The following is a 25,117-nucleotide window of genomic DNA, read 5'->3' on the forward strand; positions in this document are numbered from 1 at the left end:
GGGGCAGGCGCCGCCCCGGCGGGCGACCGGGTGGATCAGACCGGCACGTTCGAGGCGGCCTTCTTCAGGTTCGAGCCGGCGGTGACCTTCACCGTGTTGGCGGCGGGGATGTCGATCGACTCGCCGGTCTGCGGGTTGCGGCCGGTGCGGGCCGAGCGCTGGGTCCGCTCGACGGTCAGCAGGCCGGAGACGGCGACCTTCTCGCCGCGGGTGATCGCCTCGACGAGCTCCTCCTGCAGACCGGCCAGGACGGCGTCCACGGTCGCGCTGGGGACGTCGGCTCGCTTGGAGATGGCGGTGACGAGTTCGGCCTTGTTCACGGGGTTCCTCTCAGGGGAGTCGCGGTCCGCCCGGTGCTCGGCGGTCCGCAGGTGACGGTGCCGGCCGCAGGTCCGCGGCCGGCGGGTCGGGGCGCAGGCCCGCGACGGACCGGTCCCGCGCGGGATCCGGCCCGGGGCACGTTGTCACGACGACCGGGCACTTGGCCAGTGGAGACGCCCGGTACGACCGGCCCGGACCGCGCGGGAGCGCGGCGCAGGGGCCCGACCTGGCGTGGGCGGCATGCCGCAGCTGCCCGGGACCGACCTGACCGTGAGCGACCTCTGCCTCGGCGGCAACGTCTTCGGCTGGACCGCCGACGAGGCGACGTCGCACGCCGTCCTCGACCGCTTCGTCGACGCCGTCCCGAGCACCCGGAGCCCGTTCGTCGACACCGCCGAGATGTACGGCGAGGGCCGTTCGGAGCAGATCCTCGGCGGGTGGACGGCCGAGCGCGGCCTGCGTGACCGCATGGTCGTGGCCACCGAGGCCTCGCCCGGGCGCGAGGAGCACCCCCTGGCTGCCTCTACTGCGCCCACCACGACGACGGGTCGACGCCGCTGGAGGACGACGAGCGCGCCGCCCTCGACCGGGCCTCGGAGCAGGCGCCCGGTCCGGCCGTCCCGGGGGACGGCCGGACCCGGCGGGGCTCAGGCGGCGCGGATGTGCGCGCAGACGGCGGCGACGAGCTCGGGACCGACCTCGGGCAGCCCGTGGTCGGCGGCCGCGTGGGCGGCCACCTGACCGAGGATGCCCGCGTCGTCGGCGGCGGTGAAGGCGGCGGAGCAGCCGGGGACGACGTCCCCGCAGGCGAAGGTCTTCATCGGTGGTCCTCCGGGATGGGTGTTCTGGTGGCCCCGCTGCTCAGGGCCGCCTCGGGGTCGAGGGGTGGTGCGGTCTAGCGGGCGGCGGCGGCCGAGGCGAGGTCCTCGACCCGCAGCAGTCCGAGCACGGCCCCGCCGGCGTCGGTGCAGACCACCGGGTCGAAGCGGTGGGCCGGCGGGCGGGTGAGCGCCTTGTGCAGGGTCGCGGTGACGTCGTCGGTCGGGTGCACGCGCAGGGAGACCGGCGCGGTGTGTGCGGCCCCGGTGCGCGGGTCGGCCAGCCGCAGCGCCACCGGCTCGCCGTGGCGGCCGACGAGCACCGCGGGCGGCACGCCGGGCAGCGGCTCGGTGACGTCGGCCTGGCGGACCGGCCGCAGCAGGCTCGCGACGCTGTCGCGCAGCCGGGCGCGGGCGGCGTGGCCGCGGACGAGCGCGACGACGTCCGGGGCCAGCGGGGCGAACCCGGACGCGGGCCGGCCCAGCAGCCAGCCCTGCGCCAGCGGCACGCCGAGCCGGCAGAAGGCGGCCAGCTCGCCGCGGGTCTCGATGCCCTCGGCGAGCAGCCAGGCGTCGATGCGGCCGGCGAACTCGCCGACCATCTCGGCCAGTGCCATGCGCACCGGGTCGGTGTCGGCGTCGGCGACCAGGGACCGGTCGAGCTTGACCAGCTGGGGGCGCAGCGCCGCGAGCTGCTGCAGCCCCGACCAGCCCGAGCCGGTGTCGTCGAGGGCCACCAGGGCGCCCCGGGCGCGCAGCGCGGCGACCTGCACCCGCAGCGCCCCGAGGTCGTGCACCGGCGCGTGCTCGGTCAGCTCGACCACGACGCGGCGCAGGTCCGGGCGGGTGGCCAGCGCCTCCTGCACCGGGCGGGTGCCGAGCAGGTGGGGGCCGACGTTCACGGTGAGGAAGGTGTCGGGCGGCAGGTCCGGGACGGCGGCGAGGGCCTTGTGGACGGCCAGCGCCTCCAGCTCCGCGGCGATACCGGCGTCGGCGGCCGCGGCGAACCACACCTCGGGGCCCGCGGTACCCGGGAACCGGGCGAGGGCCTCGTAGCCGGCCACCCGGGCGCGGGCGAGGTCGACGATCGGCTGGAAGACCAGCGTGAGGTCCCCCGGGTCGGCGAGCAACGGCCCGCAGTCGGGCAGTCCCCGTGTCAGCATCCCCGTCACGCAGGCTCCATCGGCCCGGGGGCGGCGGCACTCGACCGGCGGCGGGCCGGCCTCACCCGCAGGGGTGGTGGGACCCGCCCCCGTGCGGACGGTGCCGTCCGATCCAGCACCCCCGTGGCAGCATGGTGGGCTGCGGCCGCCCGGGCCGCGCGTGGCCGAGGAGGGCCGTGTCCGTCCCCGTGCTGCCGCCCGTCCCCGACGCGCTGGCCGACGCGCACCGCATCGCCGCCGCCCGCCGGCTGCTGCTCGAGGTGTCCGGCCCCGCCGCCTACGACCGGCTCTCGGGGCTGGCCGCCCGCCTCCTGGGTGCCGGGCACGCCAAGGTGACGCTGTTCACCGACCAGGACACCGTGGTCGGCGGGCACCGCCTGCCGCCGGGTGTCGTCGGCGGACGGGCGCTGCTCACCGGGGCGTTCTCGGAGTGCGTCGTCCGCGAGGGCCGGGCCCTGGTGGTCCCCGACGCCCGCGCCGACCGGCGGCTGTCGGCGCTGCCCGCCGTCACCTCCGGCGCGGTCGCGGCCTACCTGGGCAGCCCGCTGATCTCCGCGTCCGGCTGGGTTGTCGGCGTCCTCGCCGTGTACGACGCCCAGCCGCGCACCTGGCAGGACGACGACGCGGCCCTGCTCGAGCACCTGGCCGCCTCCGTGGTCGCCGAGCTGGAGCTCGCCGCCGCCCGGTCGGCGATCGGCGCCTCCCGGGTGCGGCTGGAGGTGGCCCTCGAGGCCGGGGCGATCGGCATCTGGGAGCACGACCTGCGCACCAGGCTCCTGCACTGGGACGAGCGCTGTGCGGCGATCCACGGGCTGGTGGGGCCGCTGCAGATCGACGACGTCGACACGATGATCGCCGACCGGATCCACCGCGACGACCACGACGCCGTCCGCCGGGCCATGGCCGACGCCCTGGCCGGCACGGGGGAGTACGTGGTCGAGGCCCGGGCGATGCACACCGACGGCACGGTGCGCTGGACGGTCTCGCGGGGCCGGGTCGTGCGCGACCCCCGCGGTGCCGCGGTGCGGGTCCTCGGCACCGTCGTCGACGTCACCGACGCCCGCGAGCAGGCCGCCCGCCGCATGGCCGCCGTGCAGCGCGCCGCCGCCGTCGCCGAGGTGGCCGCCGAGCTGGCCAACGCCACCGCGCTGTCCCAGCTGGCCGAGATCGCCCTGCGCGGCGCGCGGCTGCTGGGCGCGTCCTCCAGCGCGCTGGCCGCCTTCGACACCGACGAGGTCCTGCGGCTCTACCTCGCCCGGCAGCTCGCCGACACCGTCGCGGCGGCCGCCGCCGAGGCCGAGGTGGAGGCGCCCCCGGAGGGGCTGGCGATCGAGCTCGACGACGAGCTGCCCACCCAGTACGCCGCCCGGCACGGCGAGCGGGTGCTGCTCACCGACCTCGACGACGCCGCCGCCCGGTTCCCCCGCATGGCCGAGATCGGTCCCGCCCTGGGGCTGCGCGCCATGGCCGCCCTGCCGCTGCGGGTGGAGGGCCGGTCGCTCGGCAGCTTCGTCGTCGTCTGGGACACCGAGCACGCCTTCGAGGACGCCGACGTCGAGCTCCTCGACGCGCTGACCGCGCAGATCACGCTGAGCGTGTCCCGGCTGCGGGCCGACGCCGAGCGGGCCGCCGCGGTGGCGGCCATGGCCGAGGCCAACCAGCGCCTGCAGCTGCTCGCCGACGCCGGGCGCGTGCTGTCCGGGAGCCTGGACATCAGCGAGCAGCTGACCCGGCTGGCCGACCTGGTCGTCCCGGCGCTGGCCGACTGGTGCTGGATCATCGTGACCGACGAGCAGGGGCGGCTGCACGAGGCGGCCTGGTCCCACCGCGACCCCGCGCTCCGGGGGACGGTGGCCGCCTACGTCGGCGCGACGGTGCACGCGATGGGCGACGAGCACAACGCCCGCGTGGTGATGCGGACCGGGCAGGCGGTGGTGGTGCCGGAGGTCGACGTCGAGCGGATCGCGGCCGCCCTGCACGACCCGGAGGGGCAGGAGGCGCTGCGCCGGCTGGCCCCCCGCTCGGGACTCGTCGTCCCGCTGGTGGCGCGGGGCGGGGCCATCGGGGCCCTGGGCGCGGCCACCGTCGCCGACCGCGGCCCGTTTACCCCGGCGCAGGTCGAGACCGCCGTCGAGGTGGGCCGGCGGGCCGGTCTCGCGCTGCAGAGCGCGCGACTGTTCGAGCAGCAGAGCGGCCTCGCGCACGCGCTGCAGCGGAGCATGCTCACCGCCCCGCCCCGGCCGGAGGGGCTCGAGATCGTCGTCCGCTACGTCCCCGCGTCGGAGGGCGCCGAGGTCGGCGGCGACTGGTACGACGCCTTCCCCGGCGTCCTGGGCGGGACCGTCCTGGTGATCGGCGACGTCGTCGGGCACGACCGCAACGCCGCCGCCGTGATGGGGCAGCTGCGCGGGCTGCTGCGCGGCATCAGCCACGCCAGCGGGGGCACCCCGGCTGCGGTCCTCGGCCAGCTCGACCGCGCCGCCGAGGGCCTGGCGCTGGACGCCATGGCGACCGCGGTGGTCGCCCGGTTGGACCGGGACCCCGGCGGTGGCGCCGTGCTGCACTGGTCCAGCGCCGGGCACCCGCCGCCGGTCGTCATCGACCCCGATGGCGCCGTCCGGGTCCTCGACGGCGGCCCGGCCGACCTGCTGCTGGGCGTGGACCCGGGCCGACCACGCACCGACCACGCGGTCGACCTGCCCGCCGGCAGCACCGTGCTGTTGCACACCGACGGTCTTGTCGAGCGCCGCGACCGCGACCTGCAGGCCGGGACGCAGGAGCTGCTCGACGTCCTGCGGCGGAGCGTGCACCTGCCGCTGGAGCGGCTGTGCGACCGCGTGCTCCGGGAGCTGTTCCTCCCCGACGCGGAGGACGACGTCGCCCTCCTCGCCGTCCGCGTGCTGTGACACCGCGGTCCTCCGGACCGCACCGCGGCCACGTGCTGTCCCCCACCTGGGTGGAGCCCATCGGCCGCACCCGGTGAGGACCCTCCGGGCCCGTCACCGGGCACGGCCCTCCGCTCAGACGGCGGCGACCTCGTAGGTGTGACCCGCCGCGCGCAGCCGCTCGACCAGGACGCCGCCGAGCGCCGTCGCCGGGGTGAGCGAACCCGCCCGGTCCGGCAGCCGGTCCTCGTCGAGGGCCAGCCCGAGCGCGACCTGGCCCAGCATCACCGACGTCGCCGCGTACCCCGGGTCCCCCTTGCCGGACACCGTGGCGCGGTAGTGGCGCCCGCTCTCGGTGTCGGCGTCGACCACCATGCGGAACCAGCCCTTCTGCTGCACCGACTCCGACGGCCCGCTGCCCGGCGCCGGCAGCACGCGGTCGGCCAGCGCCCGCGTGGGGCCGAAGGCCATCACGCCCAGCGCGGCGGCCAGGCCCGTGGTGATGCCCGCGGCGGTGAAGGCGCCAGTGATCCCGCGCCCGGCGCTCATCGACTCCCCGTACCGCAGCCCGCGCCCGTAGGCCCACTCCTGCAGCGCATTGCTGCGCCGCACGATCCGGGTGTTGAACGACGCCATGACGAACGGCGCGGTCCAGCGGCCGTCGGCGGCCAGCGCAGGCGGGGTGGCGTCCGGGGGCTGGCGGGTGCCGGGCTCCGCGGCGCGGTCGGGGGAGAGGGCGTACGGATCACCGAGCAGGCGGCGCACGGCGCGGTCGCGGGCCGCTTCCTCGATCATCCCGCGCATCGAGTCGACCGTGCCGCCGCTGAACCCGCCGCGGAGGCTGGCCACCAGCCGGACGTCGGTGAGCCCGCCGGCGCCGTCCTCCCGGGCCCGCTCGGCCAGGAGGAACACCGACAGGTCGGAGGGGATGGAGTCGTACCCGGCGGCGTGCACCAGCCGGGCGCCGGTCTCCTTCGCGACGGCGTCGCAGCGGTCGATGGCCTCGCGGACGAAGAGCACCTCCCCGGTGAGGTCGGCGTAGTGCGTCCCCGCCCGGGCGCACGCCTCGACCACCGGCAGCCCGTAGCGCTGGTAGGGGCCGACCGTGGTCACGAGCACCCGGGTGCTCTCCGCCAGCCGCGTCAGCGAGGCGGCGTCCCCGGTGTCGGCCTCCAGCAGCGGCCACGTGCGGGCGTCGGCGGGCAGCTCGGCGGCGACGGCGGCCAGCTTCTCCCGCGACCGCCCGGCCAGCGCGACCCGCAGGTCGGGCGGTGCGTGCTCGGCCAGGTGGCGGGCGACCAGCCGGCCGACGAAGCCGGTGGCACCGAAGAGGACGACGTCGTGCTCGCGCTGGGGTCCGGTCACCGCCCGATCCTGCCCCGACGGCCGGGGGACGCGCCTGTCAGCTCCCCGGCCGGCGCCGTCCCCGCGGCGCACGGCCGGTGCGGACCCGGCCCAGGCGGCTGCGGGCCCGTCCCGGCAGGTCCACGGCGACCGGCGCCTCCCACCCCCGCCAGACCGACAGCACTCGCAGGCCCGCCACCAGGCCGATGACCAGGAGTGCCACCGGGATGGGGGCCAGCCCGGCAGGCCCGGCGAGCACGGTCAGCGCCGTCGCCCCGATGAGAGCGGCGACCGCGTTGTACGGCCCCGGCTCGACGATGTCGGCCCGCCGGGCCAGGAGCATGTCGCGGATCACCGCCCCGCCGACCGCGGTCAGCGTGCCGATGAAGACCACCGAGGCGCTGGGCAACCCCGCCAGCTGGGCCTTCTGCGCACCGATCACGGTGAACAGGCCGAGCGTGGCGGCGTCGAGGACGACCAGCAGCCGGGTCAGCCGGGAGAGCCAGCCGGAGAAGTAGAAGGTGACCATGGCGGTGATCGCGACCGTGGGCAGGTAGGCGCGGTTGGTCAGCGCGACCGGCGGGCCGTCGGCGAGCAGCACGTCGCGGATGAGGCCGCCGCCGAGCCCGCCCGTGACCGCGAGCAGCAGCACACCGGAGACGGCGAAGCCCTCCCGGGCGGCGAGCAGCCCACCGGTGAGGGCGCCGACCACGATGGCCGCGAGGTCGACGGCGGCCGGGACGCGCAGGGTCTCGGCCGCCACGGCGAGGGTGCTCACGACCGTCCATCCTCCCCGGCCCGCGTGCCGGGCCCGCCGCGAGCGTGCGGGCGGCGGGTCCCTGCGCGCAGGCTCGTCGACTACTGGCCGGGCGGGACGGCCACGGTGACGGCGGTGTCGTGGGGGGTGTCGCCGCCGGGCCGCGCCGCCAGGTCCTCGCGGTACATGGCCTCCTGCCGGCCCGCCTCCTCGTCGAGGACGGCGGCCTGCTTCCACACGTGCGGGATGGCGAAGCCGTCGACCAGCGTGACCATGTGCGGCCGCAGCTCGCGCAGCAGGGCGTTCACCGTGGCGGTGAGCGCCTTCGACCGGGCCGGGGTGAGCCGGCCGTGCTCGAGGAACCAGCCCTTGTCCGCCTCGATCGTCGACAGCGCGTACAGGTCGCAGAGGGTGTCGAGCAGGGCCCTCGCCCCGGGGTCCGCGGCCCGCTCGATCCCGGCGACGAACGCCTCCAGGACGATCCGGTCGACGTGCGCCTGCGCCGTCCGCAGCACGTGGTCCTGGACGCTGTTGAAGACCTCGAAGGGCTCCATCCCGTCGGTGGCGGCGTTCCGCCGCAGCCGGCGGATCGCGCCCTCGAGGGTGTGCTTCTCGCGGAACTCGAGCATCGCCAGCTGCCAGCCGCGGTCCCGCAGCGGGAGGACGTCCTCCCGGCCGGGGACGGCGTCGACCAGCCGGGTGACCAGCGCGCGGGCGGCGGTCCGCTCGAGCACGGTCTCGCGGACCATGTCGGCGACGAAGGCGACCCGGCCCCACCCGTCGAGGGAGCCGAAGGCGTCGCGGTAGCCGGTCAGCAGGCCCTTGGCCACCAGCTGCATCAGGACGGTGTTGTCGCCCTCGAAGGTGGTGAAGACGTCGGTGTCGGCCTTGAGCTGCGGCAGCCGGTTCTCGGCGAGGTAACCGGCGCCCCCGAGGGCCTCGCGGCACGTCTGGATGGTGCGGGTGGCGTGCCAGGTCTGGGCGGCCTTGAGGCCGGCGGCCCGTGACTCGAGCTCGCGCTGGGCGGCCTCGTCGACCTCCTCGCCGTGCTCGTGCACCGCCGTCTGGATGTCGTGCATGGTGCCGACCAGCTCCTCCTGCGCGAACGCGAGCGCGTAGGAGGTGGCCAGCGCCGGCAGCAGCTTGCGCTGGTGCACCAGGTAGTCGTTGAGCACGATCTCCCGGTCGCGGCCGGGCGCGGTGAACTGGCGGCGGACCTCGCCGTAGCGGACGGCGATGTCGAGGGCCATCCGGGTCGCTGCGCCGGCCGAGCCACCGACGCTGACCCGCCCGCGCACCAGCGTGCCGAGCATGGTGAAGAAGCGGCGGGTCTCGTTCTCGATGCTCGACGTGTACGTGCCGTCCTCGGCGACCTGGCCGTAGCGGTCGAGCAGCATCTCCCGCGGCACCCGCACGTGGTCGAACGACAGCCGGCCGTTGTCGACGCCGAGCAGCCCGGCCTTGGGGCCGTCGTCGCCGATGGTGACGCCCGGCAGCGGGTTCCCGTCCTCGTCGCGGATCGGCACCAGCCAGGCGTGCACGCCCTGCCGCTGCCCCTGGGTGACCAGCTGCGCGAAGACGACGGCCATCCGCCCGTCCGCCGCGGCGTTGCCGATGTAGTCCTTGCGCGCGGCCTCGTGCGGCGTGTGCAGGTCGAACGTCTGCGTCGCGGGGTCGTAGGTGCAGGTGGTGCGCAGCTGCTGGACGTCGGAGCCGTGGCCGGTCTCGGTCATCGCGAAGCAGCCGGGCAGGGCGAAGCTCATGATGTCGGGCAGGTAGGCGTCGTGGTGCCGCTGCGTGCCGAGCAGCTGGACGGCGCCGCCGAACAGGCCCCACTGCACGCCGGCCTTGACCATGAGCGACAGGTCGCCGAAGGCGAGCATCTCGATCGAGGTGACCGAGGCGCCGGCGTCGGCCTCGCCGCCGTACTGCTCCGGGAACCCGAGGGAGACGCGGCCGGTGGTGGCCAGCTCGGCCGCCAGGCGGGTGACCCGCTCGCGGGCCTCCTGCACCGACTCGCCGTACACCGGCGCCCAGCGGCGGTCGCCGAGCTGCTCGCGGGCCTCGCGGCGGACGTGCGCCCAGCGGCCGTCGAGGACCTCGCGGAGGCACGACGGGTCCACGGTGCGGGGCAGGGTGGAGGTCACTTCTTCTCCTCGGGGCTCGGTGCGGTCGGCGCCGGGACGAGACCGTGCAGACCCGTCCAGGCGAGTTCGGTGAGGTGGGCGGCGAGGTCGGCCCGGGGCATCGGGCGCTCGGCGCGCAGCCACCAGTCGGCCGCGGCGCGCACCAGGCCCACCAGGCCGTGGCCCCACGGTGCGGCGGAGGCCGGGTCGCGGCCGGCCTGCTCGAGGGCGGCGGCCACCAGCGCGGCGGCCTGGTCGCCCACCAGGTCCGACAGCGTGCGGACCGGGTCGGCGTCGACCGGCCGGTCCAGGAACGGGTGGGCGACGACGAAGCGGTAGAGCTCCGGGTCGGCCTCGAGGAAGGCCAGGTAGGTCTCGACCGCGGCGGCGACCATGCCGCGGGGGGAGTCGCTCGTGGTCGTGGCCGCGCGCAGCCGCTCGGTGAGCTGGGCCGCCACCCGGTTGCAGACGGCGACGTAGAGCTCGCTGCGGTCGGTGAAGTGGCGGTAGACGACGGTCTTGCTGGTGCCCGCCTCGGCGGCGATCTCCTCCATGCCGACGCCGGCGCCGTACCGGCCGACGGCGGCGACCGTGGCGTCGACCAGCTGCTCGCGGCGGGCACGGCGGTGCTCGTCCCATCGCGAGTCCCGGCGGTCGCGCCGGCGGGACGACGCCCCGTCCTTCACGTGACCAACGGTACCGCGTACTGCCGGTACCGCCTTGCCCGCTGACTCCTCGGGGGGAGGTCGCCGTCCGGTGTCCCGTCAACCACCCTCTTGACACGGGATATGTAAGGACGGTTGCCTAACAAATGTGACCGCCGACGCACCGCACGCCCTGCGTCGCCCGCCGCTGCGCCCGACCCGCAAGGTCCTGCCCGAGCACACCCGGGCCCACCACCGGTCGATGGTGCTGCAGCACCTCTTCCACTCCGGTCCCCGGTCGCGCGCCGACCTCGCCCGCGCGACCGGGCTGACCCGCGTCACCGTCTCCGACCTCGTCTCCTCGCTGCTGACCGAGGGGCTGGTCTCCGAGCTCGGCGTCCGCGCCGAGGGCCGGGTGGGCAAGCCGGCCACCCTCGTCGGCCTGCGCACCGACGCGTTCTCCATCGTCGCGGTCGACCTCGCCGACGACGAGCGCATGCACGGCGCGGTGCTCGAGCTGTCGGGCACGGTCCGCGAGCGCCGGTCGGCGCAGGTCCAGGGCCTGACGGGGGCCGCCGCCGTCGAGGCGCTGACGTCGCTGTGCCGCGAGCTGGCCGGGGCCTCGCCGCTGCCGGTGCTCGGCGTCGGCGTCGGGTCGCCCGGCGTCATCACGCCCGACGGCTGCGTCGTCCAGGCGCCCAACCGGGGCTGGTACGACCTGCCGCTGGCGGCCCGGCTGACCGAGGAGCTGGGCCTGCCGGTGCACGTGGCCAACGACGCCAACACCGCCGCGCTCGGTGAGTTCACCTACGGCGACGCCACCGGCGGCGGGCTGATGGTGCTCACCGTCGGCGGCGGCGTCGGCGCCGGCATCGTCCTCGACGGCGTCCTGGTGCACGGCGACTCCCACGCGGCCGGCGAGCTCGGCCACGTCACCGCCGTCGACGAACGTGACGACGTCGACGGCGCACCCCTGGGCCGACCCGCCCCGTGTGCCTGCGGCCGCACCGGCTGCCTGGAGACGGTGCTGTCGGTCCCCGCGATCCGCCGGCGCGTCGAGGGACTGACCCCCGACGACGCCGCCGCGGCGCTGGCCCAGGTGGGCCGGCGGCTCGGCATCGTGCTCGCCCCCGTGGTGAGCGCGCTCAACCTCCCGGAGGTCGTGCTGCGCGGCCCGCGGGAGCTCCTGGACGGCCCCCTGCGGGAGGCGGCCCTGGCCGCCCTCCGCGAGCGGACCATGCCGGTCATCAGCGGCACGGTGCAGCTGCGGATGACCTCGCTCGACGAGGACGGCGCCCTCTCGGGGGCGGCCGTGCTCGTGCTGTCCGGCCAGCTCGGGGTGACGTGACCACCCCGAGCCGGCCAGGTGCACGTCGGAGGACCCAACCCGCGCGAACGAGGAGGAACCCCAACATGAGAAGACTACGCACCGGCGGACTGGCCGCCGCTGCGGTCGCGTCCCTGCTCGCCGTGTCCGCGTGCGGCGGGGGCGAGACGGCGGAGGCGTCGGCCGACGGCGAGATCCGGCTCTGGCTCAACGGCACCGACACCCCGCAGGAGCTCCGGGACCACCTGGAGGAGACCTTCGAGGCCGAGCACGAGGGCATGGACCTCGTGATCGAGGAGCAGGACTGGAGCGGCCTGGTGCCGCGCCTGCAGACGGCGCTGGCCAGCGAGGACCAGACGCCGGACCTGGTCGAGATCGGCAACACCCAGAGCCCGACGTTCACCTACGCCGGCGCCTTCAGCGACCTGTCCGACGTCTACGACGAACTGGGCGGGGACGACATGCTGCCCGGCTTCGTCGAGGCCGGCACCGCCGACGGCACGCTCTACGCGGTGCCCTACTACTCCGGCGCGCGGGCGGTCTTCTACCGCAAGGACCTCTTCGAGCAGGCCGGCGTCGCCGTGCCGCAGACCCTCGAGGAGTTCCGCGCCGCGGCCGTGGCGCTGCAGCAGGCCAACCCCTCGCCGGACTTCAGCGGCTTCTGGCTCCCCGGCCAGGACTGGTACAACGGCATCGCCTGGCTGTTCACCGGCGGCGGCGAGCTCGCCGTCCAGGAGGGCGACCGCTGGGTCGGGGCGCTGTCGAGCCCCGAGTCGCAGGCCGCGCTGGCCGAGGTCCAGGACCTGTTCGCCAACGCCACCCGGGCGCCCCGCGACGCCGACTCCAACGAGCCGTGGGTGGCGTTCAACAACGGCCAGGCGGCCATGTTCTCCGCCCCGACCTGGGCGCGGTTCAGCATCGCCCTGCCCGAGTGCGACAAGGGCGTCGCCGCCGACGACACCTCGCCCGAGGCGCAGGCGCTGCTGGCCGAGCAGCAGGCGTGCAACGAGGAGCGGACCGGCGTCTTCCCGCTCCCCGGCGAGCAGCCGGGCACCCCGGCCACCGTCTTCGCCGGCGGCTCGAACATCGCGATCCCGACGATGTCGCAGCACCAGGAGGAGGCCCGCGACCTGCTGCGGATCGTCTTCAGCGAGGAGTACCAGACGATGCTGGCCGAGAACGGCCTCATCCCGGGCAACAGCCGGTACGCCGACTCCCTGGGCGACGACCCCTACGCCGAGGCCGCGCGGGCCGCGGCGGTCGACGCCAAGCTGACGCCGGCCGCCGAGCGCTGGGCCGACGTCGAGGCCGCCCGCATCCTGGAGGACTTCTTCCAGCAGATCGCCGGCGGGGCCGACGTCGCGCAGGCGGCGGCGGAGGCCGACCGGCTCCTCGAGGAGACGCTCAACTGACCGCCCGACCGGGGAGGGCGTGCGCGGTCGCGCCCTCCCCGGTCCCGGACGCCCGGAGCGCCCGATGTCCGCACCACCCCTGCCGCCGGAGACGGCGGCGCCCCCGCGGGACCCCGTCGCCGCCGGCCCGACACCGGTCGCCGGGCGCCCGGTGCCCCGGCGGGCGTCCTGGCGTGCGCGCCTGAACCCCTACCTGCTGCTCGTCCCGGCGCTGGTGCCCATCGCCATCGGCCTGGGCTACCCGCTGGCCCGCCAGTTCGTGCTGTCCTTCCAGGAGTACGGCCTGGCCCAGCAGTTCGGCCGGCCCGCCGAGTGGGTGGGGCTGCGCAACTACACCGAGCTGCTGGGCGACCCCTACGTCTGGGGCGTCATCGGCCGGTCGGTGGCGTTCTGCCTGGTCAACGCCGGCCTGACCATGCTCGTCGGGGTCGCGCTGGCGGTGCTGATGAGCCGGGTCGGCCGCGCGGCCCGGACCACCCTGCAGGTCGGGATGCTGCTGGCCTGGGGCACCCCGGTCCTGGCCACCCTGACCGTCTGGCAGTGGCTGTTCGACTCGCAGTACGGCGTCGTCAACTGGGTGCTCGCCGGCCCGCTGGGCCTCGCGGAGTTCCGCGGGCACTCGTGGATCATCGAGCCGGCGTCGTTCTACCTGGTCGCCACGGTGATCGTGGTCTGGATGAGCGTGCCGTTCGTCGTCTTCACCACCTACGCCGCGCTGCTGCAGGTGCCCGCCGAGTGCGTCGAGGCCGCCGAGCTCGACGGCGCGAGCGCCTGGCAGCGCTTCCGCCACCTGTCCCTGCCGCTGGTCCGGCCGGTGCTGCTCATCGCCGCGCTGCTGCAGGTCATCTGGGACCTGCGGGTGTTCACCCAGATCCACGTGCTGCAGCGGGCCGGCGCCCCCACCCGGGAGACCCACCTGCTCGGCACCTTCGTCTACTCGCTGTCCCGGGAGTTCTCGATGGCCGGCGCGATGGCCACGGTCATGCTCGTCCTCACGCTGTGCCTCACCGGCTTCTACATCCGCCGCATGCTGCGGGAGGAGGAGCTGTGAGCGCCACGGCCCCGCCTCCGGTCGCCGTCCCCGCAGTCGCCACCGCGGCCGTCCCCGGGGCCGTCCGCGCCGTGCGGCACCGGCGGCGGGTGCGCCGGCGCTCCCGGCTCGCCCGCCGGCTGCTCGGCGTGCTCGCGGTCGCCGTCGCGCTGGTGTGGGCCTTCCCCATCTACTGGATGGTCAGCAGCGCCTTCCTGCCGACGGCGCGGCTGCAGCGGCCGGAGCCGACCTTCTTCCCCGTCGACGGGACGCTGGCCAACTTCCGGCAGGTGCTGACCGACGAGTCGTTCGCCGCCTCGTTCCGCGTCTCGCTGGCGGTCACCGCGCTCACCCTGGCCGGCGCGGTGCTGTTCGCCTTCGTCGCCGCGCTCGCCGTCAGCCGATTCCGTTTCCGCGGCCGGAAGTCGTTCATCCTGACCATTCTGGTCGTGCAGATGATCCCCGCCGAGGGGTTGTTCATATCGCAGTACGCCGTTCTCGACGACTGGGGTCTGGTCAATTCCGTGCTGGGTCTGTCCATCGTGTACGTCGCGGCCATCCTGCCGTTCACGGTGTGGATGCTGCGCGGATTCGTGAACGGCGTCCCGATCGAGCTCGAAGAGGCCGCGATGGTCGACGGGCTGTCGCGGACGCAGGCGTTCTTCCGCATCACCTTCCCGCTGCTGGCACCCGGCCTGGTGGCCTCCGGGGTCTACGGCTTCCTGCAGGCGTGGAACGAGTACACGCTGGCCCTGGTGGTCATGACCGAGCCGGGGGAGCGCACCCTGCCGCTGTGGCTGCAGGGTCTGGTGGAGGCCAACCGGGCCACTGACTGGGGGGTGGTCATGGCCGGGGCGACGCTGATCGCGGTGCCGGTCATCGGCTTCTTCCTGCTGGTGCAGAAGCGGATGAGCGCCGGCCTGGTGGCCGGGGCGGTGAAGGGGTGACCGGCCTGGTCGGCGGCACCGGGGCGGGCTGGTCGGCGGGGCTGGACATCGGGGGCACGAAGGTCCTCGGCGTGCTCCTCGACGCCGACGGAGCGGTGCGGGGCAGCGTGCGGGTGCCCACCCGGCGGGGCACCGACGGCGTGGTGGCTGCGGCCGCCGAGGTGGTCGGGCGGCTGTGCGCCGACGCCGGGCTGCGCGTGGCCGACCTCGCGGCGGTGGGCGCCGGCGTGCCGGGGCTGGTCGACCCCGTCTCGGGGGAGGTGTCCCACGCGGTCAACCTCGGCATCGACGACCGCGGGGTGGCGCTGGCGCCGCTGCTGGCCGCCCGCCTCGGCGGGGTGCCGGTGACGGTGGAGAACGACCTCAACGTGGCCGCCGTCGGTGCCGCCCGGGTGCTGGGGCTGCGCGGCGACCTCGCGCTGCTGGGCCTGGGCACCGGCGTCGCGGCCGGCCTGCTCCTCGGCGGCGGGCTGCGCCGCGGGCACGGCGGGGGAGCCGGGGAGATCGGGCACGTGCCGCTCGACCCGCACGGCCCGCGCTGCCCGTGCGGCCAGCGCGGCTGCCTGGAGCTCTACGCCTCCGGCTCGGCGCTGGACGTCGCCTGGCCGGTCGCCGACGGCGTCCCCGCCGCGGCCGCCGTCTTCGCCGCCGCGGCCGGGGGCGACCCCGCCGCGGCGCGGGTCCGCGACCGGTTCGCCGCGGCGGTCGCGGCCGCCGTCCGGCTGCTCGTGCTCACCTGCGACGTCGAGCACGTCGTCCTCGGCGGCGGCGTCGCCGAGGTGGGGGAGCCGCTGGTGGCGGCCGTGCGGGCGCAGCTGGAGCGGCAGGCCGCCGGCTCGCCGTTCCTGCGCAGCCTGGGCATCGCCGCGCGGGTGCAGGTGGTGCCCCCCGGGGTGCCGGTGGCGCCGGTCGGCGCGGCGCTCACCGCCCGGGAGGCGGCCGCCGAGCGCCTCGCCGAGCCGCTCGCCCTGTGAGCCGGCCGTGGAGGTGATCGTCCAGGCCACCCCGGACGACGTCGCCCGGGTGGCCGCCGACGTCGTCGCGGGCGTGGTCGCCCGGCGGCCGGACGCCGTCCTCGGGGTGGCCACCGGCTCCTCGCCGGTGGGCGTCTACGCCGAGCTGGCCCGTCGGGTCGCCGACGGGCGGCTCGACCTGTCCGGGGTCACCGCCTTCGCCCTCGACGAGTACGTGGGCCTGCCGCCCGGGCACCCCCAGGCCTACGCGGCGGTGGTGGCCCGCGACGTCACCGGGCCGCTGCGGCTCGACCCTGCCCGGGTGCACGTCCCCGACGGCGGCGCCGCCGACCTCGAGGCCGCGGCGGAGGACTACGAGCGGGCCCTCGCCGACGCCGGCGGGGTGGACGTCCAGCTGCTCGGCATCGGCGGCAACGGACACATCGGGTTCAACGAGCCGACGTCGTCGTTCGGGTCGCGCACGCGGATCAAGACGCTGACCGCGCGCACCCGCGCCGACAACGCCCGCTTCTTCGCCTCGCCCGACGAGGTGCCGCTGCACTGCCTCACCCAGGGCCTCGGCACGATCCTCGGGGCCCGCCGGCTGCTGCTGGTGGCGCAGGGGGAGGCGAAGGCGGAGGCGGTGGCGGCCGCCGTCGAGGGGCCGCTGACCAGCATGTGCCCGGGCTCGGCGCTGCAGCTGCACCCGCGGGCGACGGTCGTCGTCGACGAGGCCGCGGCCGTCCGGCTGACGCTGCTCGACCACTACCGGCACGTGCACGCGGCCAAGCCGGCCTGGCAGCGGCCCTAGTCAGCGCACCCGCTCGCCGGCCGCCCACACGGCCGTGACGGACCGGTCCGCACCGAGGGCGACCACGTCGGCGGCGTAGCCGGGCGCCAGCCGCCCGAGCCGGTGTCCCAGGCCCAGGGCCCGCGCCGGGACCGCGGTCAGCGCGGCGACCGCGGCGGGCTCCGCCACCCCCGCGGCGAGGGCGGCGCGCAGCGCGGCGTCCTGGGTGAGCGTGGACCCGGCGATCGTGTCGGTGCCGGCGAGCACCGCCCGCCCGCCGCGGACGGTGACCTCCAGCGCGCCGAGGCGGTGGTCGCCGTCGGACCCGCCGGCCGCGGCCATCGCGTCGGTGACCAGGGCGACCCGGCCGGGCGCCCCGGCCATCAGCAGCGCGGCGACGACGGGGTGCACGTGCACGCCGTCGAGCACCAGCTCCAGCGTGACCCGCGGGTCGGCCAGCGCGGCGCCGACCGGGCCGGGCTCGCGGTGGTGCAGGCCCGGCATCGCGTTGAGCGCGTGGGTGAGCAGCCGGGCGCCGGCGTCGAACGCGGCCGCGGTGAGCGCGGCACCGGCCTCGGTGTGCCCCACCGCGACGGTCACCCCGGCGGCGGCGAACGCGCGCACGGCGTCCAGCGCCGCGGGCAGCTCGGGTGCGACCGTGACCTGGCGCAGCGTGCCGCGCGCGGCGGCGAGCAGCCGGTCGACGTCGGCGCGCGTGGGCTCGCGCAGGTGGCAGGCCTCGTGTGCCCCGCGGCGGGTGGGGGCGAGGAACGGGCCCTCGAGGTGCGCGCCGAGGACGGTCGGGTCGGCCGCGGCGAGGTCGGCGATGCCGGCCAGCGACTCCTCCAGCTCCGCCATCGGCGCGGCGACCAGGCTGACCACCGAGCGGGTGGTGCCCGCGGCCCGGTGCACCGCGAGCGCCGCCCGCACGGCGTCGGGGCCGTCGTCGAAGGAGTGCCCGCCGCCGCCGTGGGCGTGCAGGTCGACGAAGCCGGGCACGAGGCCGCCGCCGCCGAGGTCCACCCGCTCGCCGGCCGGCGGTGGGTCGCCGGTGCCGGTGGCGGCGATGGTGTCGCCGTCGAGGAGCACCCAGCCGCCCTCGACCACCCCGCCCTCGTCGAGCAACCGCGCCCCGGTGACCAGCGTGGTCATCCGTGCAGCGCCTCGGCGGCGGCCCGGGTGAGCACCCGCGCGGCGCCGTGGGTGACCACCGCGGGGCCGGGGGTGAGGTCGGCGTCGCCGGGCATGCCGAGCGCGACGACGACGGCGTCGGGCCGCCCGGCGAGCAGCGCCTGCAGCCATCCGCGCCGGTCGGCCGAGCGGTACGCGTCGCGGACGGCGACCACCAGCGGCCGGCCCTGCGCCCGGTCGGCGACCGCCGCGGGCCCCGGGTCGCCGTCGCGCACGGTCACCAGCTCGGCCAGCAGGCCGAGGTCGCGCAGCGGGTCGGCCAGGCTCCAGCGGGCGTTGCCGACGGCCATGTTGGCCTCGCCGCGCAGCTCCACGACGACGGCGGGGGCGGTCAGGGGCGCCACGCCGCGCAGCCGCAGCGCACGGCGGGCGGCGACCGCGCCGGGGTCGCCCTCGGGCACCGTGCCGGCGGCGCGGGCGGCCAGCCGCTGCCGCAGCGCGCGCACCCGGCCGGCCGCCTCGTGCACCCGGTCCTCCGCCAGGTGTCCACGGCGGACGGCGTCGGCGACCGCCCGCCGGATCGCCGCGCAGTGCTCCTCGCCGTCCTCCGCGCCGACCAGCAGCAGGTCCGCCCCGGCGGCCAGCGACAGCGCGGCGGCCCCGGCGATGCCGTGCGCGGCCCGCACGCCGGCCATGTCGAGGGCGTCGGTGACGACGACGCCGTCGAACCCCAGCTCGCCGCGCAGCACGTCGACCAGCCAGCGGCGGCTCAGCGTCGCCGGCTGCCCGTCGACGGCCGGGAACACGACGTGCGAGGTCATCACCAGGTCCGCGCCGGCCGCGACCGCCGCGGCGAAGGGCGGCAGCTCCCGCGCCCGCACCGTGGCGGGGTCGGCGTCGACCACCGGCAGGCCCAGGTGGGAGTCGACCGTCGTGGCACCGTGCCCGGGGAAGTGCTTGGCGCACGCGGCGACCCCGGCGGCCTGCAGGCCGGCCACGAAGGCGGCGCCGTGCCGGGCGACCAACGCCGGGTCCGCGCCGAAGGAGCGCACGCCGATGACCGGGTTGCGCGGGTCGGAGTTCACGTCGACCGACGGCGCGAGGTCGACGTCGACCCCGGCCGCGCGCAGGTCGGCGCCGACCGCCGTGGCCACCGCGCGGGTCAGCCCGACGTCGTCGACGACGCCGAGGGCCAGGTTGCCCGGGTAGCCGCTGCCGACCAGGTAGTCCAGCCGCGTGACGTCGCCGCCCTCCTCGTCGAGGGTGACCAGGGCGTCGGGCGCGGCCGCGTGGACGGCGTCGCTGATCGCCCGCACCCGCTCCGGTGCCGGCCGCGGCGGCCCGGCGGTGAGGTTCGCGCCGTACACGCAGACGCCGGCCATCCCGCGCTCCAGGGCCGCGGTCACCCATCCGGGCACCCGGTCGCCGGCGAATCCCGGCACCAGGCAGGCGTCGACCAGGTCGTCCAGTTCCGGCATCCGCTCCGCCGTTCCCTCGGGCGCCGGGGAATGGAGCGCGGACCGCTCCGGAATGGCGCCCGGCGAGCATATCGGGACCGGTCGGCGCGTGGGCCGGGAAATGGCCGCCGTCCCCTTTCCGGGGGCGCCCGGCGCCGCCGCCGGACGGCCGGGGAATTGGTCCGCCGAGCCGTTCCCGCACCCGGGGGCCGGCCGGCTGCCGGCTGCGGGGCGACCTCGACGGGCCGCGCCGGCGGGGGGAGGACGGGCAGGTCGAGGAAACGTAACGATCTCGGCCTCGAACTGCGGGGACGGGACCACCGGGCCAGGGTCGGAGGTGGACGACGCCGCCGACCACGGAGGTACCCGTGCGCACGAACCGGCTCCTGCCCCTCACCGCCTCGGCGGCCCTGGTCCTCTCCGCCTGCGGTGGCGGAGGGGAGAGCGTCGACACCGGCGGCGGGGGAGGGGGCGGAGGTGAGGGCGGCACGCTGGTCGCGGCCGTGAGCGCCGAGCCCGACCAGTTCGACCCGCACGTGACGACCGCCTACCCGAGCTTCCAGGTCCTCGAGAACGTGTACGACACCCTCGTGGTCCCCAACGCCGAGGACCTCACGATGCAGCCGAGCCTGGCCGAGTCGTGGGAGACCAGCGAGGACGGACTCACCTGGACGTTCACGCTGCGGGAGGGCGTCACCTTCCACGACGGCAGCGAGTTCGACTCCGCCGACGTCGTCTACTCGTACAACCGGATCATCGACGAGGAACTCAGCAACGCCTTCCGGTTCCAGAACGTCGCGTCGGTGGCGGCCGACGGGCCGCGGTCCGTCGTCATCACCCTCACCCAGCCGACCCCGAACCTGCTCGAGCGGATCGGCTCGTTCAAGGGGATGGCGATCCTGCCCGAGGGCGCCGCCGACCAGGTCGACCTCACCACCGAGGCGGTCGGTACCGGGCCCTTCCAGCTGGAGAGCTCCGACGCGAGCAGCACCGTGCTGACGGCCTACGAGGACTACTGGGGCGGCACGCCGAGCATCGGCGGGGTCGAGTTCCGCTACATCACCGAGCCGGCCGCGGCGCTCACCGCGCTGCAGAACGGCGAGGTGCAGTGGACCGACAACATCCCGCCGCAGCAGATCGAGTCCCTGCAGGGCGACGACACGCTCGAGCTCCAGACGACCCCGAGCGTCGACTACTGGTACATGTCGATGAACTACGCCCGTCCGCCGTTCGACAACCGCGACGTGCGGCGCGCGATCTCCTTCGCCATCGACCGCGAGGCCGTCGCCGAGGCGGCGTGGTTCGGAGCGGCGCAGCCCAACCAGACCGCGATCCCCGAGGACAGCTTCTTCCACAACGACTACGCCCCGTTCGAGCGTGACCCCGAGCAGGCCCGCCAGCTGCTGCAGCAGGCCGGCGTGCAGACCCCGCTGAGGATGGGGCTGATGGTCACCGACGAGTTCCCGGAGACGGTCACCGCCGCACAGGTGATTGCCAGCCAGCTCGGCGAGATCGGCATCGAGGTGTCCATCGAGACGCTCGACTTCGCGACGTGGCTGGACCGGCAGGGTCAGGGCGACTTCGACGCCTTCATGCTCGGCTGGCTCGGCAACCTCGACCCGGCTGCCTACTACCAGGAGCAGCACCAGACGAACGGGCCGAACAACTACCAGAAGTACAGCAACCCGCAGGTCGACCAGCTGCTCCAGCAGGGGGCCAGCGAGACCGACGAGGAGGCCCGCAAGCAGGCCTACGACCAGGCCGCGCAGCTCATCGTGGACGACGTCTCCTACCTGTACCTCTACAACCCCGACGTCGTGCAGGCGTGGGCGCCCGGCCTGTCCGGGTACCAGATCCGGGCGGACAAGGCGATCAACTTCGAGACCGTGGAGCTGCCCTGAGCGGGTACCTCCTCCGCCGCACCGGCCAGTCGGTGGTGGTGCTGGCGGGGGTCAGCGTCATCGTGTTCGCCCTGGTGCACCTCGTCCCGGGCGACCCGATCCGGCTCGCCCTGGGCACCCGGTTCGACCAGGCGACCTACGACGCGCTCCGGGCGCGCTCCGGGTTGGACCAGCCTCTGGTGGAGCAGTTCTTCGGGTGGTTCGGCCGGGCCCTCGGCGGCGACCTGGGGGTGAGCTTCCGCAGCGGCGAGACGGTCACCTCCCTCATCGCCGAGCGGCTCCCGGCGACGCTGACCCTGGCGTTCGCGTCGATCCTGGTGGCGCTGCTGATCGCCGTGCCGCTCGGGACGATCTCGGCGTTGCGCCCCCGGTCCTTCGTCGATCGGGTGGCCACGGTCCTCAGCCAGATCGGCATCTCGGTGCCGGAGTTCTGGATGGCGATCGTGCTCATCCTGGTCTTCGCCGGGACCCTGGGCTGGCTGCCGTCGGGTGGCTACGTCCCGCTGACCGAGGACCCGGGTGCCTGGGCCCAGCGGCTGCTGCTGCCGGCGGTGGTCACCGGCGTGGTCTCCGGCTCGGTGATCACCCGGTTCGTGCGCTCCAGCGTGCTTGAGGCGCTGGGTGCCGACCACGTCCGGACGGCGCAGGCGAAGGGGCTGCCGCAGCGGCAGGTCTTCACCTGGCACGTGCTCCGCAACGCGCTGCTGCCGCTGGTGACCGTCACCGGCGTGCAGCTGGCCTACTTGTTGTCCGGGGTGGTCGTGGTGGAGATCGTCTTCTCCTGGCCAGGACTCGGCCAGCTCGCCCTGCAGGCCGTCCAGGCCCGCGACTACCCGGTCCTCCAGGGGGCGATCCTGTTGTTCGCCGTGGTCTTCCTGCTCATCAACCTGGTGGTGGACCTCCTCTACACCGCCATCGACCCGAGGATCCGCCGGTGACCCACAGCCGAGCCCTGCTGCCATGACCCACAGCCGAGTCCTGCTGCCATGACCCACAGCCGAGCCCTGCTGCCATGACCGGCCAGCCCGTCCCGCAGACCGCGCCGTCCCCGGACGCCACCGAGGCCGGCGTCCGGTCCACGCAGCGGCCGCCCCGGCCACGGTGGCGGGAGACCCTCGGACTCCTCGCCCGGAACCCGACGGCGGCCGTCGCCGCCACGGTTCTGCTGCTCATCGTGCTGATGGCGGTCTTCGACGAGACCCTCGCGCCGGCCGGCCCCAACGAGATCTCGGTCGAGGACCGGCTGCAGGCCCCGAGCTGGGAGCACCCGTTCGGCACCGACGACCTCGGCCGCGACATCCTGAGCCGGGTCATCCTGGGGGCGGGCGTCTCGCTGCGCGTGGGGTTCCTCGCGGTCGCCTTCGCCCTGGTCGTCGGAGCCCTCATCGGGCTGCTGGCCGGCTTCTACGGCCGCTGGGTGGACGACGTCCTCATGCGGTTCATGGACATCCTCTTCGCCTTCCCCGCGGTGTTGCTGGCGATCGCGGTGCTCGCCGTCCGCGGGCCCGGAGCGGGGAACACCGCCCTGGCCATCGGGATCGTCTACATCCCGGTCTTCGCGCGGGTCACCCGGGCCAGCGTGCTCGGCGTCCGGGAGGAGGTCTACGTGCGGGCCTCGCGGTCGGTGGGGGCCTCGGACCTCCGGCTGCTCACCCGGCACGTGCTGCCCAACGCGGCCCCGCCGATCATCGTGCAGACCTCGATCAGCCTGGCGTTCGCCGTGCTCGCCGAGGCGGCGCTGTCGTTCCTCGGGCTGGGCACCCAGCCGCCGAACCCGTCCTGGGGGCTGATGCTCGCCGAGGGCCGCGGGTTCATCGACATCGCGTGGTGGCTGGCCTTCTTCCCGGGGATGGCGATCTTCCTGACCGTGCTCTGCTTCAACCTCCTGGGCGACGGGCTGCGCGACGTCCTCGACCCGCGGCAGCGCACCCTCATGGCCGGGGGCGGACGGTGACCGCGACGGCGGCCGGGGAGCCGCTGCTGGAGGTGGAGGACCTGCGGGTGCGGCTGCGCACCCCGCGCGGGCCGGCCTCGGTGGTCAACGGGCTGAGCTACAGCGTCCGGCGCGGCGAGACGGTGGCGGTGGTCGGGGAGTCCGGCAGCGGCAAGAGCGTGTCCGTGCTGGCGCTGCTGGGGCTGCTGCCCGCGCGCGTGGCGACGGTGACCGGCGCGGCGCGACTGGACGGGGAGGACCTGCTGGGCATGTCGCCGGAGCGGCTGCGCCAGGTGCGCGGCCCCGGCGTCGGGATGGTCTTCCAGGACCCGATGACCTCGCTCAACCCGGTGCTCACCATCGGCCGGCAGCTGGTCGAGGGCATCCGCGCCCACGGTGAGGTCTCCAAGGCCGAGGCGCGGGAACGCGCGGCCGGGCTGCTCACCGAGGTGGGCCTGCCCGACCCCGAGCGTGCGCTCGACCGCTATCCGCACGAGCTGTCGGGCGGCATGCGTCAGCGGGTGGTCATCGCGATCGCGCTGAGCAACAGCCCCTCGCTGCTCATCGCCGACGAGGCGACCACGGCGCTCGACGTCACGGTCCAGGCGCAGATCCTCGACCTGGTGGAGAAGCTGCGGACCGACCACGGCACCGGGGTCATCTGGATCACCCATGACCTCGGCGTCGTGGCCGGCATCGCCGACCGGGTGCTGGTGATGTACGGCGGCCGCTGTGTGGAGGACGGCACGGTCGACGACGTCCTCGAGCGGCCGGCGCACCCCTACACCCGCGGCCTGCTCGGCGCGCTGCCCGACCTCGCCACGGCCGACGAGGGCGAGCTGGCGACGATCCCCGGGACGCCCCCGGCGCCGACGGACCTGCCCACCGGCTGCGTGTTCTGGCCGCGCTGCCCGGTGCGGGGCGACGCCCGGTGCGAGACCGAGCAGCCGCCGTTGCAGGTGGTGGGGGCCGGCGTGACGAAGGGGCTGCCGCACCGTGCGGCGACCTGGTGCGGGGAGGGCGGTGCACGGTGAGCACGGTCTCGCTCGGCAAGGGCGGCGCGGCCGCTGCAGCGCACGGCGAGGTCCTGGTCTCGGCCCGCGGGCTGGAGGTGCACTTCCCGGTCCGCTCGGGCGGGCCGCTGCGGCGCACCACCGGCGTGCTGCGTGCCGTCGACGGCGTCGACCTCGACGTGTACCGCGGCGAGACGCTGGGCCTGGTGGGGGAGTCCGGGTGCGGGAAGTCCACGCTCGGCAACGCCCTGCTGCGGCTGGTCCCCCCGACCGGCGGCACGGTGACATTCGACGGCATCGACGTCACCGCGCTCGGGCGCAAGCAGCTGCGCGAGCTGCGCCGGCGGGCCGGGATGGTGTTCCAGGACCCGTTCGCCTCCCTCGACCCCCGGCGCACGGTCGCCCAGACGGTGTCCGAGCCGCTGGAGGTGCACGGCCTGCACCCGGGACGGCAGGCGAGGGCCGCCCGCGTGCAGGAGCTGCTGCAGCTGGTCGGGCTCGACCCGGCCGTGGCCACCCGCTACCCGCACGAGTTCTCCGGGGGACAGCGTCAGCGGGTCGGCATCGCCCGCGCGCTGGCCGGCGAGCCGGACTTCCTGGTGTGCGACGAGGCGATCGCCTCGCTCGACGTCAGCATCCAGGCGCAGGTGCTCAACCTGCTGCGCCGGCTGCAGCGGCAGCTCGGGCTCACCCTGCTGTTCATCTCGCACGACCTCTCGGCGGTCCGGCACATCGCGGACCGGATCGCCGTGATGTACCTCGGCCGGGTCGTCGAGGTGGGTCCCGCGGCCGCCGTCGCGGCCGGGCCGCAGATGCCCTACACGCGGGCGCTGCTGTCGGCGGTGCCGGTGCCGCACCCCGAGCTCGAGCGCTCGCGGCAGCGGATCGTGCTACGCGGTGACGTCCCCTCACCGTCGCGGGTGCCCAGCGGCTGCCGGTTCCGCACCCGCTGCCCCGACGTCTTCGAGCCCTGCCCCGACGTCGACCCCGCGCTCCAGCCGGTCGGCTCGGCGCCGGGCCACGTGGCCGCCTGCCACCTGCACGGCGTGGTGGGGGAGCCGGTGCGGCGGGAGCAGCCCGACTCTCCCGTCGACGCCGGAGACCCCGCCGCCCGCCCGGTGGCCTGACCAGCCGATACCCGACCGTCCGTTTGCTGGTCCGCCGG

Annotated in this window: 21 protein-coding genes and 1 pseudogene; 13 read left to right on the forward strand and 9 right to left on the reverse strand. The window is 75.8% G+C overall.

Annotated features, from left to right (window positions below; genetic code table 11):
• Nucleotides 1-35: 35 nt before the first annotated feature.
• Nucleotides 36-320, reverse strand: coding sequence for an HU family DNA-binding protein (locus BM165_RS06615; RefSeq protein WP_075012758.1), 285 nt, complete (start codon nt 318-320; stop codon nt 36-38).
• Nucleotides 321-561: 241 nt separating this feature from the next.
• Here BM165_RS06615 and BM165_RS25565 point away from each other — a divergent pair.
• Nucleotides 562-750, forward strand: a pseudogene (locus tag BM165_RS25565) (aldo/keto reductase); the annotation flags it as partial.
• 218 nt (nt 751-968) lie between these two features.
• Here BM165_RS25565 and BM165_RS06625 read toward each other — a convergent pair.
• The gene (locus tag BM165_RS06625; RefSeq protein WP_083427168.1) at nt 969-1,142 is read right to left on the reverse strand and encodes a DUF1059 domain-containing protein; all 174 of its coding nucleotides are present in this window, start codon (nt 1,140-1,142) and stop codon (nt 969-971) included.
• Between the two features lie 74 nt (nt 1,143-1,216).
• The gene (locus BM165_RS06630) at nt 1,217-2,302 is read right to left on the reverse strand and encodes an EAL domain-containing protein (RefSeq protein ID WP_075013056.1); all 1,086 of its coding nucleotides are present in this window, start codon (nt 2,300-2,302) and stop codon (nt 1,217-1,219) included.
• Between the two features lie 176 nt (nt 2,303-2,478).
• On the opposite strand from BM165_RS06630, the gene BM165_RS25575 reads away from it, so the two are divergent.
• Nucleotides 2,479-5,208, forward strand: a complete 2,730-nt coding sequence (locus BM165_RS25575; RefSeq protein WP_280140688.1) for a SpoIIE family protein phosphatase — start codon at nt 2,479-2,481, stop codon at nt 5,206-5,208.
• Nucleotides 5,209-5,322: 114 nt separating this feature from the next.
• Here BM165_RS25575 and BM165_RS06640 read toward each other — a convergent pair whose 3' ends face one another.
• The 4 genes from BM165_RS06640 to BM165_RS06655 form a co-directional block, all read right to left on the reverse strand.
• Nucleotides 5,323-6,552, reverse strand: a complete 1,230-nt coding sequence (locus tag BM165_RS06640) for a saccharopine dehydrogenase family protein (RefSeq protein WP_075012761.1) — start codon at nt 6,550-6,552, stop codon at nt 5,323-5,325.
• 37 nt (nt 6,553-6,589) lie between these two features.
• On the reverse strand, nt 6,590-7,309 hold the full coding sequence (locus tag BM165_RS06645; protein WP_075012762.1) for a trimeric intracellular cation channel family protein: 720 nt from the start codon (nt 7,307-7,309) through the stop codon (nt 6,590-6,592).
• An 80-nt stretch (nt 7,310-7,389) separates the two neighbouring features.
• Nucleotides 7,390-9,435 carry an acyl-CoA dehydrogenase family protein gene (locus BM165_RS06650; protein WP_075012763.1) on the reverse strand — a complete coding sequence of 682 codons (2,046 nt, stop codon included), beginning with the start codon at nt 9,433-9,435 and terminating at the stop codon, nt 7,390-7,392.
• Complete coding sequence (locus tag BM165_RS06655) at nt 9,432-10,100, reverse strand: TetR/AcrR family transcriptional regulator (protein WP_075012764.1); 669 nt, start codon at nt 10,098-10,100, stop codon at nt 9,432-9,434. Before BM165_RS06655 ends, BM165_RS06650 begins: the two co-directional genes overlap by 4 nt.
• A 127-nt stretch (nt 10,101-10,227) precedes the next feature.
• On the opposite strand from BM165_RS06655, the gene BM165_RS06660 reads away from it, so the two are divergent.
• The 6 genes from BM165_RS06660 to nagB all read left to right on the forward strand — a co-directional run bounded on the left by BM165_RS06660 (nt 10,228) and on the right by nagB (nt 16,538).
• Nucleotides 10,228-11,406: an ROK family transcriptional regulator gene (locus BM165_RS06660; protein ID WP_075012765.1), complete on the forward strand. Its 1,179-nt coding sequence runs from the start codon at nt 10,228-10,230 to the stop codon at nt 11,404-11,406.
• Nucleotides 11,407-11,471: 65 nt separating this feature from the next.
• Nucleotides 11,472-12,797, forward strand: a complete 1,326-nt coding sequence (locus tag BM165_RS06665; protein WP_075012766.1) for an extracellular solute-binding protein — start codon at nt 11,472-11,474, stop codon at nt 12,795-12,797.
• 64 nt (nt 12,798-12,861) lie between these two features.
• Nucleotides 12,862-13,848 (forward strand): carbohydrate ABC transporter permease, encoded by a 987-nt coding sequence (locus tag BM165_RS06670; RefSeq protein WP_083427131.1) that lies wholly within the window; start codon nt 12,862-12,864, stop codon nt 13,846-13,848.
• Nucleotides 13,845-14,774 carry a carbohydrate ABC transporter permease gene (locus BM165_RS06675; protein ID WP_075012767.1) on the forward strand — a complete coding sequence of 310 codons (930 nt, stop codon included), beginning with the start codon at nt 13,845-13,847 and terminating at the stop codon, nt 14,772-14,774. The genes BM165_RS06670 and BM165_RS06675 overlap by 4 nt, the downstream gene beginning before the upstream one ends.
• On the forward strand, nt 14,771-15,748 hold the full coding sequence (locus tag BM165_RS06680; RefSeq protein ID WP_208976672.1) for an ROK family protein: 978 nt from the start codon (nt 14,771-14,773) through the stop codon (nt 15,746-15,748). Before BM165_RS06675 ends, BM165_RS06680 begins: the two co-directional genes overlap by 4 nt.
• Before the next feature lie 7 nt (nt 15,749-15,755).
• Nucleotides 15,756-16,538, forward strand: a complete 783-nt coding sequence (gene nagB / locus BM165_RS06685; RefSeq protein WP_075012768.1) for a glucosamine-6-phosphate deaminase — start codon at nt 15,756-15,758, stop codon at nt 16,536-16,538.
• Here the strand turns inward: nagB and nagA are convergent, their stop codons facing one another.
• Both nagA and BM165_RS06695 read right to left on the reverse strand, forming a co-directional pair.
• Nucleotides 16,539-17,669, reverse strand: a complete 1,131-nt coding sequence (gene nagA / locus BM165_RS06690; RefSeq protein ID WP_075012769.1) for an N-acetylglucosamine-6-phosphate deacetylase — start codon at nt 17,667-17,669, stop codon at nt 16,539-16,541.
• Nucleotides 17,666-19,126, reverse strand: a complete 1,461-nt coding sequence (locus BM165_RS06695; protein ID WP_075012770.1) for a glycoside hydrolase family 3 protein — start codon at nt 19,124-19,126, stop codon at nt 17,666-17,668. Before BM165_RS06695 ends, nagA begins: the two co-directional genes overlap by 4 nt.
• 347 nt (nt 19,127-19,473) lie before the next feature.
• Here BM165_RS06695 and BM165_RS06700 point away from each other — a divergent pair, with 347 nt between their 5' ends.
• From BM165_RS06700 to BM165_RS06720, 5 genes are all read left to right on the forward strand, one after another.
• Entirely contained in the window at nt 19,474-21,006 is a 1,533-nt protein-coding gene (locus tag BM165_RS06700; protein WP_075012771.1) for an ABC transporter substrate-binding protein, read from the forward strand.
• Nucleotides 21,003-21,944, forward strand: a complete 942-nt coding sequence (locus BM165_RS06705; RefSeq protein WP_075013059.1) for an ABC transporter permease — start codon at nt 21,003-21,005, stop codon at nt 21,942-21,944. The genes BM165_RS06700 and BM165_RS06705 overlap by 4 nt, the downstream gene beginning before the upstream one ends.
• A gap of 74 nt (nt 21,945-22,018) precedes the next feature.
• The gene (locus BM165_RS06710) at nt 22,019-22,960 is read left to right on the forward strand and encodes an ABC transporter permease (RefSeq protein WP_075012772.1); all 942 of its coding nucleotides are present in this window, start codon (nt 22,019-22,021) and stop codon (nt 22,958-22,960) included.
• Nucleotides 22,957-23,973 carry an ABC transporter ATP-binding protein gene (locus BM165_RS06715; protein WP_075012773.1) on the forward strand — a complete coding sequence of 339 codons (1,017 nt, stop codon included), beginning with the start codon at nt 22,957-22,959 and terminating at the stop codon, nt 23,971-23,973. Before BM165_RS06710 ends, BM165_RS06715 begins: the two co-directional genes overlap by 4 nt.
• Nucleotides 23,970-25,079 (forward strand): ABC transporter ATP-binding protein, encoded by a 1,110-nt coding sequence (locus tag BM165_RS06720; RefSeq protein WP_075012774.1) that lies wholly within the window; start codon nt 23,970-23,972, stop codon nt 25,077-25,079. The genes BM165_RS06715 and BM165_RS06720 overlap by 4 nt, the downstream gene beginning before the upstream one ends.
• Nucleotides 25,080-25,117: the final 38 nt, after the last annotated feature.

This window comes from Geodermatophilus obscurus, from assembly GCF_900115395.1.
Lineage (GTDB): Bacteria > Actinomycetota > Actinomycetes > Mycobacteriales > Geodermatophilaceae > Geodermatophilus > Geodermatophilus obscurus_B.